The following is a 12,332-nucleotide window of genomic DNA, read 5'->3' as shown; positions in this document are numbered from 1 at the left end:
GAACGTTTTTATGCTTGGGGGAGTCTCGATGAAACAGGTAATTCGTCAATTTACGATGGCAAGTGTGACCTATGCCGTGATGCAAGTTGCAAGTGCGCAGGTCGCCATTACCAATGTCGTCCCGATGACGATTCCGGGACAAGGGACCGAAGTGCGGATTATGTTTAATGGACTGCCGCCACAACCTCAGTCGTATCAACTTGAGCAACCTTCTCGTCTGATTCTGGATTTCGATCAAGCCACGCAAAAACTGGCCAAACGCAGTATTGCGCTCACCAGCAATGAAGCCTCGGGAATTGAAGTCAGTGCAGATGAAAAACGCGCCCGTGTCACGGTGAATCTTAAAAATTCAGGTGCGTTTACCACACGTGCAGAAGGCAATGTCTTCATTCTTAAAATTAATAATCTGGCCTCTGCCGCGACCCCACTTGCCGCTCCAGCCCCAAAAAACCAGCTTTCTATTGGAAATATTGGATTTCAAAAAGGAGCACAAGGTGAGGGGCAGGTGGTGATTGATCTGCAAGGCAGTACCACGCCTGTCGATGTGCAGCAAGAAGGCAGCAAGGTGGTGGTGCGTTTTCCCGGCATCAAAATTCCGACGCATCTGGCGCGCCGCCTGAATACCACCGAGTTTGCAACGCCTGTGGCATCGATTGATGCATTCAATAATGGCAGCAACGGTGTGGTCTCGATTCAGTCGACGGGGAGTTATGAATACATGGCGTATCAGGCCGAAAATAAACTTACCATCAGTCTAAAGCGCCCACAAGATAATGTCAGACTAAACTCAAAAAACAACCAAAACTATACGGGTAAGAAGATTTCACTGGATTTTCAAGACATTGAAGTACGCCGCGTATTACAGTTACTGGCCGATTTTACCAATATCAATATGGTGACCGCAGATTCTGTACAAGGCAATATTACCTTGCGCCTTAAAGACGTGCCGTGGGATCAGGCGCTGGATATTATTTTAAAAACAAAAAATCTGGACAAGCGCCGTAATGGGAATGTGATCTGGATAGCGCCTGTCACCGAAATGATCAAGTCTGAAGAAGATGAAGCCAAAGCGATTGCACAAAGTACCAAGCTCTCGCCGTTACAAACCGAGTTTATTCAGCTTAAATATGCCAAAGCGGTAGATATTGAAAAATTGATTACTCAAGGTCGAAACAGCGGTACTACCAGTACTGCTACGACTGGTGGTGCGACGGTGGAGCCTTTGGGCGATAGCGTTGGCACTTTGTTAAGCCCGCGTGGCACGATTTCTTTTGATCCGCGTACCAACACTCTTATCTTAAATGACACTGCGCAAAAGATTGACCAGATCCGACGCATGATTGATTTGCTGGATATTCCGGTGAAGCAAGTCATGATTGAAGCACGGATTGTGCGTGCATCAACCTCGTTTAGTAAAGAAATGGGAGTGAAATGGGGCGTCTTGTCGACAGGCAATGATTTACAGGTCACAGGTAAAAATTCAACCTTATGGAACTTGCGTAATGGCGACACCATTAACAATAACTTAAGTGTTGACTTAGGGGTATCGACAGCAGGCGCCAGCAGTATTTCATTTGGTTTAATCAGTTTGTCTGATTTTATGCTGGACTTGGAGCTGTCTGCTTTGCAGGCTGACGGATACGGCGAAGTGATTTCAACACCGAAAGTGATGTCCGCCGACAAGCAAAAAGCCAAAGTAGCAACCGGTGTAGAGGTGCCGTATCAGTCCACCACCAATTCGGCAGCAGGATCAACTGCCACAACCTCATTTAAAGAAGCATTGCTCAGTCTGGAAGTCACACCCAACATTACCCCAGACGGTAAAATTTTGATGGAACTGAATATTGCCAATGACTCGATCAATAGTTATGCCCAAAACGGTGAGGCCATTTTAAATAAAAATGCGATCAATACCAATGTCTTGGTGAATAATGGTGAGACAGTTGTCTTGGGTGGTGTATTCGAACAAACCACGTCTAATGCGGTGACCAAAGTGCCATTTTTAGGTGATTTGCCTTATGTGGGGCGTTTATTTAAAAAGACCGCAAAAAGTGAAGCGAAAAATGAACTGCTAATTTTTGTGACACCTCGAATAGTTAATGACACTATTGTTGGAAATCATTAATATAGTTTTAATTCAAGTAATTCAATAGGTGACTCCTTGCCAAGCAAAGAGTTTGACAGCCTACCCAATATTTATTTGGTAGGTCCCATGGGAGCAGGAAAGACCACCGTTGGGCGGCATTTGGCAGAATTGTTGGGGCGTGAATTTCTCGACAGCGATCATGAAATTGAACGCAGAACAGGTGCTACAATTCCATGGATTTTTGAAAAAGAAGGTGAATTGGGCTTTCGTGGCCGAGAAACCAATGTGCTCGATGATCTTACCTCTCGTCACCATTTGGTATTGGCTACAGGTGGTGGCGCTGTCACCCAAGCAGCAAACCGAAACTATCTAAAAACACGCGGCGTCGTGATTTATCTATTTACGCCTGTCGAGTTACAATTACAACGCACCTATCGTGATAAAAATCGTCCTTTATTGCAGGTCGAGAATCCGGAGCAACGCCTTCGAGATTTACTCAGTACCCGAGATCCGTTGTACCGTGAAGTGGCCCATCATATTATTGAAACAAATCAAGGCGCAGCACGTGATCTTGCCCAGCAAATTTTACGCGTGATCTTAACGCCCCAATTGCACTAGTTTTCTCACCGGTTTAAATGTTTATGCAAACACTTCACGTAGAGTTAGGCGATCGCCGTTATCCAATCTTTATTGGTAGTCAATTACAGCCACATAACCTGCTTGCGCCGTATATCAAAGGTCGTCAGGTGATGATCGTGACCAATACCACGCTGGAACAGCTCTATCTGCAACACTATGTAGATGCGTTGACTGCTCTAGACAAGCAAGTGGCTGTATGTGTGCTGCCAGATGGCGAGAAATACAAAAATATCGAGCACTTGAATCTTATTTTTGATGCGCTGCTCCAAGCCGGGTTTAATCGGGATTGTACCGTGCTGGCACTTGGTGGTGGCGTGATTGGCGATATGGCTGGCTTTGCCGCAGCGAGTTTCCAGCGTGGCGTATACTTTATTCAGGTGCCAACCACATTGTTGTCTCAAGTTGATTCAAGTGTCGGTGGAAAAACAGGCATTAATCATCCATTAGGCAAAAATATGATCGGGGCCTTTAAGCAGCCTGAAGTGGTCATGGCCGATATGTCACAGTTAAAGTCTTTACCACCGCGTGAGCTGTCTGCGGGCCTAGCCGAAGTGATTAAATATGCCTTGCTCGGGGATCTTGAATTTTTGGCATGGCTCGAAACACACATGGACGAGTTGGTCGCTGGAAATGAAACTTTGCTTGCAGAAGCGGTGTATCGCTCATGCGCTCATAAGGCGCGAATTGTAGCAAACGACGAAAAAGAGCAGGGTGAACGCGCTTTACTTAATTTGGGTCACACCTTTGGTCATGCCATTGAATCATATTTGGGTTATGGTGAATGGCTGCATGGCGAGGCAGTGGCAACCGGTATGGTTATGGCGGCTGATTTGTCGCAGCGCATGGGCTGGATTTCTGAAGCAGATCTGGCGCGTACAAAAAAGATTATTCAGCGTGCGCGTTTGCCGATATCATGTCCGCAAATTCCGTTGGACGCATTTTTGTCTTATATGTCGCATGACAAGAAAGTGCTCAATGGACAGCTAAGACTGGTATTATTGCAGCGTCTAGGTCAGGCAGTCATTACCAAGACTTTTGATGTCGATCAAATGAAAGCCGCAATTCTTGCAAATCAAACTGTAAATCAATAAGGTGAATGCATGACAGCACATCGCACACTATGGCAAAAAATTCAGCATTACAGCTGGCTGGTGTGTGCGCTTGTCTGTCTGTTTTTTGCATTGGTGTTTTGGGCAATTAACGACACCGACAAGCTGGTCGAAATGGATCGTACTGATATTGCGCAAACCCAAGTGCAAATTCAACCCGAGAAAGTGGCGGCCACCAGTCATCTTGGGATGCTATCTCAAGAAGTGAAACCTCTGGATTTAACCACCCGCGTGGTCACGGCCAGTTTGCATGAGTCCGAGTTTCGGGGCACCAAGTTCGTCAGTGAAAACAAGAAAAGCTGGACGATAGAGCTTTTTCGCGCTTCAGATGAAGACATTATTAAGAACTATTTAAAAACTCGTGCTGACCGAAATCAGTTTTACTACTTCCGTCTAACTGGGCCCGATCAGCAAGAGCAATATATGCTGGTTTACGGCACCTTTGGAAGTGAGTCTGCTGCCAATTCGCAGTTAAAACAGCTTGAATTAAAACTACCGGCATCGGTTCGCCCGCATGCAGTATCTTTTGCCAGTCTGGCGCCTCTGGTGAATGATCTGGGGTCTGACGAGTTGGGGCTGGTGGCACAATTGCATGAAATCAATTTAAAACCAGCCGCATTGCCGCGCGTGGAACCTCAAACTTTTAATCCATTGGCAAACGCGCCGAGCTCATCTACGACCAGCACCACGGTTACGCGCCGTGATGCGCAAGGCAATGTGGTGGATGTTCGCCAGTCACGCTCCAATGCCGAATTACCAGCGTCTTCAACCAAAGCATCAGCCATCGATCAAAAGGCACCAAAACAGACCGAGCGCGAAATCAGCGACCCATTTAATTGACGATAAAAGAACCAAAATAGAGCATTATTTTTGATCAATATTAAAATTGTGCAATATTTTGGTGCATTTTAAAAGTGTACTTTTAATTTTACAGAATGATAAAAAATATTATTGCTATACAAATAAATAAGTTAACCATTTATAAATAAATGTGGCATCTTTTTTGCATGTTTGATGCGCTAATTGATCAATTTGTCCTATTTTGGCGCTAAGCCGTCATAAAATTCAATTAGCATGCGAAATCGTCGTTTCGCCTGCTTTAAAAAAGTGCGAAATAACTCAACACGTTTTTGTCATGAAGTTGCTGCCATATAGAGCTAAAAAAGCGTATATTCAGGAAGTAACGCAAAAATGGGTTGTGGAACATTTAGCTTTACGTGAGTAATGAGACAACGTCGCGAAGAAATAATTGATCGTTATACGCTCGAAAGAGCCATGTTGAAGAAGGGTACGCTATGCATTTGCCATCGCCTCACACTGTAGCTCCCGCTCAAGGTTTATACCAACCGGATGAGTTTAAAGATAACTGTGGTTTTGGTCTGATTGCCCATATGAAAGGGGATTCTAGCCACCATCTTGTACAAACCGCAATTCACAGTTTAAGTTGCATGACGCACCGTGGTGGTATTGCCGCAGATGGTAAAACCGGGGACGGATGCGGTCTACTATTGGCTATGCCAAAGCAATTTTTCCGTGAAGAAGCAAAAAAGCTCAGTGACATTACACTCAGCGAAATTTTTGCAGTCGGTACGGTGTTTTTAAATATTGATCCTGCCTTGGCGCAACATGCAAAAACGATTTTAACCAAAGAAATTGAAGCGGATGGCCTGCGTGTCATTGGGTGGCGCGTTGTTCCAACCAATAACGACGCGTTAGGCGAAATTGCTTTGCAATCATTGCCGGGCTTCGAACAAGTATTTGTGAACTGTCCAATGGGCGTGACTGAGGTTGAATTCAACCGTAAGCTCTTTTTAGCGCGCCGTCGTGCAGAGCAGCAACTCAGTAACGATCCGTTGTTTTACGTGACCACGTTATGCTCGACCGTAATTAGCTATAAAGGCCTCATGATGCCAGCAGCGATTGCGGACTTTTATACCGATTTAGCAGATGAGCGTCTTGCATCGCATATTGTGGTGTTCCATCAGCGCTTCTCGACCAACACCTTACCGCGTTGGCCGTTGGCACAGCCGTTCCGTTATCTTGCCCACAATGGTGAAATCAACACGATTACTGCCAACCGTAACTGGGCAATGGCGCGTACACCAAAATTTGAAAATCCACTCCTTCCTGGTTTGACCAAGCTCACACCGATTGTTAACCGTACCGGATCAGACTCATCTAGTCTCGACAACATGCTTGAGATTCTGATCGGTGGGGGAATGGATCTATTCCGTGCCTTGCGCATGCTAGTACCGCCTGCATGGCAAAACGTTGAAACCCTAGATGCAGATTTACGTGCATTTTATGAATTTAACTCAAAGCACATGGAAGCATGGGATGGCCCTGCGGGTCTTGTGATTCAAGATGGCCGTCATGCCATTTGTATGCTAGACCGTAATGGTTTGCGTCCAGCGCGTTGGGTGATTACCAAAAATGATTACATCACTTTGGCCTCTGAAATTGGGGTATGGGATTATCAACCAGAAGATGTAATTTCGAAAGGCCGTGTCGGTCCGGGTCAGATTCTGGTGGTCGATACCTTTACAGGTAAAGTGCTGGATACACAAGATGTCAGCAACCATCTTAAACGTATGCGCCCGTACCGTCAGTGGTTACGTGAAAACTCGCTGCGTCTACAAGGTAGCCCAGAGCTTGAAGAGCATTTAATTGATAAAGGCTTGGCAGGCGACAACCTGAAAGCTGCACAAAAAATGTTCTTGGTCACTTTTGAAGAACGTGACCAGTTGTTACGTCCTATTGCTGAAAGTGGTCAAGAAGCGGTTGGTTCAATGGGTGATGACACGCCAATGGCGGTATTGTCTCGTCAGGTGCGTCCTGTATCGGATTACTTCCGTCAGCAGTTTGCACAGGTCACCAACCCGCCAATCGATCCATTACGTGAATCGATTGTGATGTCGCTTGAAACCTGTATGGGGCGCGAGCAAAACGTATTTGAGCAAGGGCCAGAGCATGCCGATCGCCTGATTATTTCAAGTCCGGTATTGTCAAACTCCAAAATGCATCAGATTCGTACCCTCGGACGTAAAGGCTACGAAATTGCCGATATCGATCTGAACTATCCAGAAGAAGAAGGCTTACAGGCGGCGATTCAGCGTATTTGCGAGGCATCTGCACAGGCGATTCGCGATGGTAAAACCTTGCTGGTGATTTCGGATAAGAAAATCCGCGAAGGTTACCTACCAGCCAATGCAGTATTGGCCACTGGCGCCATCCATCACTATTTGATCAATACCGGCTTACGTACCGATGCCAACATTATTGTTGAAACCGGTGTGGCGCGTGACCCGCATCAGTTTGCAGTGATCTTGGGCTTTGGTGCGACTGCGATTTATCCATACCTAGCTTATGACGTGATCAATGACTTGGTTGCCAAGGGTGAACTCCTCGGCGATCCGGTACACGCTCAGGCCAATTTCCGTAAAGGTATCGAAAAAGGCCTGTTGAAAGTCCTTTCAAAAATGGGGATTTCAACCGTTGCATCATACCGAGGCGGTCAGTTATTCGAAGCGGTGGGACTATCGAAGGAAGTCGTCAATACCTGCTTTATTGGTGTACCAAGCCGTATCGAAGGCGCAACTTTTGCCGATCTTGAAAATGACCAGAAAAAACTGGCCGCAACTGCATGGCAAAATCGTCAGCCGATTGACCAAGGCGGTATGCTCAAGTTTGTATTTGGCAAGGAATATCACGCCTTTAACCCAGACGTGATCAATGCATTACACAGAGCTGTACGTTCTGGCAATTACCAAGACTTTAAAGAATACGCCGAACTGGTCAACAACCGTCCGGTAGCAACTATTCGTGACTTGTTCAAGCTTAAAATCAGCAATTCAATTGCGCTTGAACAGGTGGAGCCGGTTGAGCAAATCTTACCGCGCTTTGACTCGGCAGGGATGTCGATTGGTGCCTTGTCGCCAGAAGCGCATGAAGCCATTGCGATTGCCATGAACACCATGGGTGGACGCTCAAACTCGGGTGAGGGCGGTGAAGATCCAGCACGTTACGGTACCATTCGTAACTCGAAAATCAAGCAGATCGCATCGGGCCGTTTTGGTGTGACACCGGCTTACCTTACTTCTGCAGAAGTGTTGCAGATTAAAGTGGCACAAGGTGCAAAACCAGGTGAAGGCGGTCAGTTACCGGGCGGTAAAGTCAATAGCTTGATCGCGCGTTTGCGTTATGCGGTGCCGGGTGTAACCTTGATTTCACCTCCTCCACATCACGACATTTACTCGATTGAAGATTTGTCGCAGTTGATTTTTGACTTGAAACAAGTCAACCCGCAGGCAATGGTATCGGTTAAACTGGTGTCTGAGCCGGGTGTAGGAACAATTGCGGCGGGTGTAGCAAAAGCCTATGCCGACTTCATTACTATTTCAGGCTATGACGGCGGTACTGCTGCATCTCCATTGTCTTCGATCCACCATGCTGGTTCGCCTTGGGAATTGGGTTTGTCTGAAGCGCATCAGGCACTTCGTGTGAATGACCTGCGTGGCAAAGTACGCGTACAGACAGATGGTGGCCTCAAAACCGGTTTAGACGTAATTAAAGCCGCCATTTTGGGTGCGGAAAGTTTCGGTTTTGGCTCGACTCCAATGATTGCATTGGGTTGTAAATACCTACGTATTTGCCACCTTAACAACTGTGCAACCGGTGTAGCAACTCAGCAAGATCACTTGCGTAAAGAGCATTATATTGGTGAGCCAGAAATGCTGATTAATTTCTTCCACTTTATTGCGGAAGAAACACGTGAATGGTTGGCTGCACTAGGTGTCGTATCGCTTAAAGATTTGATTGGCCGTGTCGACTTACTCGAAATCTTGCCGGGTGAAACCGACAAGCATGCCCATCTAGACTTAACACCTTTAATCCAGTCGCATCCATCGGCTGAAGGCAAGGCACAATATTGTCAAGTTCAGGGCAACCAGCCGTTCGACAAAGGCATTCTTGCTGAAAAAATGGTGAGTGCAATGCTCCCTGCAATTGAAGCAGGTACTGGCGGCGAGTTCAATTTCGAGATTGGTAACTGTGACCGTTCAATTGGCGCACGTTTATCGGGCGAAATTGCACGCCGTTATGGCAACCTCGATATGGAGGCGCATCCGGTCGTACTTAACCTTAACGGTACAGCAGGTCAGTCTCTGGGAGTATGGAATGCCGGTGGTTTGCACATTAAGCTTGAAGGTGATGCCAACGATTACGTAGGGAAAGGAATGGCAGGTGGTCGTATCTCGATCTTCCCACCAAAAGGTTCGCCGTTCCAGACTCAAAATACTGCCATCATTGGAAACACCTGCTTGTACGGTGCGACTGGCGGTAAGTTATTTGCTGCCGGAACTGCGGGTGAGCGTTTTGCAGTACGTAACTCTGGTGCATTTGCTGTTATTGAAGGTGCGGGCGATCACTGCTGTGAATATATGACCGGCGGTATCGTGACTGTATTGGGTAAAGTGGGGCATAACTTCGGTGCCGGTATGACCGGTGGTTTTGCATACGTTCTGGATCTTGAAAATAACTTCGTCGATTACTACAACCATGAGTTGATTGATTTAACTCGTATTTCAACTGAATCGATGGAAGATCATCAAGAAAATTTACTGCGTATTCTGGATGAACACATCAAAGAAACAGGCAGTGCATGGGCGTATAAGATCCGCAACGAGTTTGATTTCTACAGTCGCAAGTTCTGGTTAGTCAAGCCAAAAGCTGCTAACTTACTGACGCTGTTGAAAGCAACCAAAGCCGATCCTCAATAATTCCACTACTCATATTTTGACAGGCAAGTGTGGATAACTTTCGAGTTTTCCACACTGACCCACGGAGCAAGACATGGCAGAGCGCCTAAATAATGACTTTCAGTTTCTGGATGTAGCACGCCAAGATCCAGAGAAAAAAGATATTGATGTCCGCAAATCTGAGTTTGTGGAAATTTATAAACCGTTCACGGCTGAAGTGGCTGCCAATCAGACCCATCGTTGTTTGGGCTGTGGTAACCCGTACTGTGAATGGAAATGTCCGGTACATAACTATATTCCAAACTGGTTAAAACTGATTGCAGAAGGCCGTATTTTTCAGGCGGCAGAATTGTGCCATCAAACCAATACCTTACCGGAAGTGTGTGGTCGTGTGTGCCCACAAGACCGTTTGTGTGAAGGTGCATGTACCCTCAATGACGGTTTTGGTGCGGTAACAATTGGTAATGCAGAAAAATATATTAACGATACAGCCTTTGCACTGGGCTGGCGTCCAGATATGTCGTCAGTGAAATGGACCGATAAAAAAGTGGCCATTATTGGCGCAGGCCCGGCAGGACTTGGCTGTGCAGATATTCTAGTGCGTAATGGTGTAAAACCGGTGGTCTTCGATAAGCGCCCTGAAATTGGTGGTTTGCTGACTTTCGGTATTCCTGAGTTTAAAATGGAAAAAGACGTGATGAAGCGTCGCCGTGAAATCTTCACGGGCATGGGCGTTGAATTCCGTTTAAATGTTGAAATCGGTACGGACATCACCATCGACCAGTTACTGCAAGATTACGATGCAGTATTTATGGGAATGGGCACCTACACTTACATGAAGGGTGGTTTCCCGGGCGAAGAGCTTGAGGGTGTGTATGATGCACTGGATTTCCTGATTGCCAACGTAAACCGTACGCAAGGCTGGGAGCAAAACCCAAGCGAATACATCAGTGTTGAAGGCAAGAAAGTGATCGTGCTGGGTGGTGGCGATACGGCAATGGACTGTAACCGTACTTCGATCCGTCAGGGTGCGGAGCAGGTCACCTGTGCATATCGTCGTGATGAAGCCAACATGCCGGGTTCACGTCGTGAAGTAAAAAATGCGCGCGAAGAAGGCGTTAATTTCTTGTTTAACCGTCAGCCAATCGAAATTGTGGGCGAAAACGGCCAAGTGACTGGCGTCAAAGTGGTGACCACACAGTTAGGTACGCCAGACAGTCGTGGCCGTCGTAGCCCAGAACCGATTCCGGGTTCCGAAGAAGTTCTAGCAGCAGATGCCGTATTATTGGCATTTGGTTTCCGTCCAAGTCCGGCAGACTGGTTTGCACCTGCCAATATTGGTTTGGATGGCTCGGGTCGCGTACTTGCTGCTGAACAACAACAATATAAATTCCAGACATCTAACCCGAAAATCTTTGCGGGTGGCGATATGGTGCGTGGCTCTGACTTGGTTGTGACTGCAATCTGGGAAGGTCGTCAGGCAGCAGAAGGTATTTTGGATTACCTCGACGTGTAACGTTAAAACATCCAAAGACCCATTTCCAAAAGCCTGCACGGATGCAGGCTTTTGTCATTTTTGTGCATTAATCGGGTTGAGCAGTTCGGTCAATTGTACAAGCAGTTTTGCCATAGGGTTTTATCGATTCACTCGCCATACTCGAAAAAAACAGCAGGATTCGGCCATGGCAACAGTGATTCAGCAGGCATCGAAAGCATATCAGCAGCGTCCTAAAGCGTTGGGCATTACCGTGCGGCGCTTACAATTCCATCCTGAAAAAATCAAGCGGCATTACTTTGCCAATTCACCTGTCATGTCGCATTTGCTCACTGCACTGTCATCGACCTTTCCGGTAGGAGAGCAGTTTTTTGTGCATAGCGTGCGTAACGTGCGTGATCGAATTGCAGATCCACAGCTTCAGGCTCAAATTGCAGCTTTTATTGGTCAAGAGGCGATGCATTCCAAGGCGCATACTGAGTTTAATGATGCATGGCGCAAAGACGATTATAATCTGGATCGCTTTCAAGCATGGCTCATGCGAAAAGATCGTCATGTACGTAATTTGCATCCGAAAGTGCAGCTTGCCATTACCTGTGCATTTGAGCATTTTACTGCTTTGTTGGGAGGCTATATTTTAAGGCATCCTGAGGTACTCAGTACATTAGATGAAGATGCCATGAAGCTCTGGGTATGGCATGCGATTGAAGAAATCGAACATCGTGCTGTGGCCTTCGATGTGTACCAAGAGATTTATGGCGATCATAAGCTGCGCACTCTGATAATGCGAAGTGTCACCACAGGCTTTGCCAGCCTTACCTTTTACTCGGCCAGCAAACTGTTCATGCAGGATCGACGTAAAAGCTTACCTAAAGTGGGCGCTAATCTTTTCGGGGTTTATTTGGTGGCCAAAATGTTTGTGCAATTATTGCCAGAATATCTGGCCTATTACAAACCAGATTTTCACCCTGCCGATCACGATTACAGCGAACTGATTGCATACTGGAAAGAAAAAATGGCGGCAGATTATGATATGCCGGCATTTCAGGAGACTTCCGCCCAGCTTCGTTACAGCTGAACCTGAATCAACCAAAAAGCGGGCGTCTGGCCCGTTTTTTTATGATAAAGAAAATAAACAAAACAGCGCCAAAATCCTCGTTACAATGCCTTTCACGATTACAGCGAACTGATTGCATACTGGAAAGAAAAAATGGCGGCAGATTATGATATGCCGGCATTTCAGGAGA

At 46.5% G+C, this 12,332-nt stretch carries 7 protein-coding genes; all 7 read left to right on the top strand.

Translation table 11 applies throughout. The annotated features are described in order from the left end of the window. The first annotated feature begins 28 nt into the window (after window positions 1–28). Entirely contained in the window at window positions 29–2,125 is a 2,097-nt protein-coding gene (locus QLG00_RS05310) for a type IV pilus secretin PilQ family protein (RefSeq protein WP_171304758.1), read from the top strand. Window positions 2,126–2,161: 36 nt separating this feature from the next. Continuing rightward, window positions 2,162–2,704, top strand: a complete 543-nt coding sequence (gene aroK, locus QLG00_RS05305) for a shikimate kinase AroK (protein ID WP_004934229.1) — start codon at window positions 2,162–2,164, stop codon at window positions 2,702–2,704. 23 nt (window positions 2,705–2,727) lie between these two features. Beyond that, window positions 2,728–3,816 (top strand): 3-dehydroquinate synthase, encoded by a 1,089-nt coding sequence (gene aroB / locus QLG00_RS05300; RefSeq protein WP_076033597.1) that lies wholly within the window; start codon window positions 2,728–2,730, stop codon window positions 3,814–3,816. Between the two features lie 9 nt (window positions 3,817–3,825). Beyond that, window positions 3,826–4,674: a hypothetical protein gene (locus QLG00_RS05295; RefSeq protein ID WP_004944984.1), complete on the top strand. Its 849-nt coding sequence runs from the start codon at window positions 3,826–3,828 to the stop codon at window positions 4,672–4,674. 455 nt (window positions 4,675–5,129) lie between these two features. Beyond that, complete coding sequence (gltB, locus tag QLG00_RS05290; protein ID WP_282470621.1) at window positions 5,130–9,611, top strand: glutamate synthase large subunit; 4,482 nt, start codon at window positions 5,130–5,132, stop codon at window positions 9,609–9,611. A gap of 73 nt (window positions 9,612–9,684) precedes the next feature. Beyond that, on the top strand, window positions 9,685–11,106 hold the full coding sequence (locus QLG00_RS05285; protein ID WP_282470620.1) for an FAD-dependent oxidoreductase: 1,422 nt from the start codon (window positions 9,685–9,687) through the stop codon (window positions 11,104–11,106). 166 nt (window positions 11,107–11,272) lie between these two features. Beyond that, complete coding sequence (locus QLG00_RS05280) at window positions 11,273–12,163, top strand: metal-dependent hydrolase (RefSeq protein WP_119690403.1); 891 nt, start codon at window positions 11,273–11,275, stop codon at window positions 12,161–12,163. The last annotated feature ends 169 nt before the right edge of the window (window positions 12,164–12,332 follow it).

The sequence above is a fragment of the Acinetobacter sp. V89_7 genome (assembly GCF_029967895.1).
Taxonomy (GTDB): Bacteria; Pseudomonadota; Gammaproteobacteria; order Pseudomonadales; family Moraxellaceae; genus Acinetobacter; species Acinetobacter soli.
Note: the sequence above shows the minus strand (reverse complement) of the source record. Positions and strands in the feature narration are given on the sequence as shown.

Excerpts from the sequence above, each read along its gene's own strand:
- QLG00_RS05310 (WP_171304758.1), top strand. The coding sequence starts at position 29 with ATGAAACAGGTAATTCGTCAATTTACGATGGCAAGTGTGACCTATGCC.
- QLG00_RS05280 (WP_119690403.1), top strand. The coding sequence starts at position 11,273 with ATGGCAACAGTGATTCAGCAGGCATCGAAAGCATATCAGCAGCGTCCT.
- gltB (WP_282470621.1), top strand. The coding sequence starts at position 5,130 with ATGCATTTGCCATCGCCTCACACTGTAGCTCCCGCTCAAGGTTTATAC.
- QLG00_RS05295 (WP_004944984.1), top strand. The coding sequence starts at position 3,826 with ATGACAGCACATCGCACACTATGGCAAAAAATTCAGCATTACAGCTGG.
- QLG00_RS05285 (WP_282470620.1), top strand. The coding sequence starts at position 9,685 with ATGGCAGAGCGCCTAAATAATGACTTTCAGTTTCTGGATGTAGCACGC.
- aroB (WP_076033597.1), top strand. The coding sequence starts at position 2,728 with ATGCAAACACTTCACGTAGAGTTAGGCGATCGCCGTTATCCAATCTTT.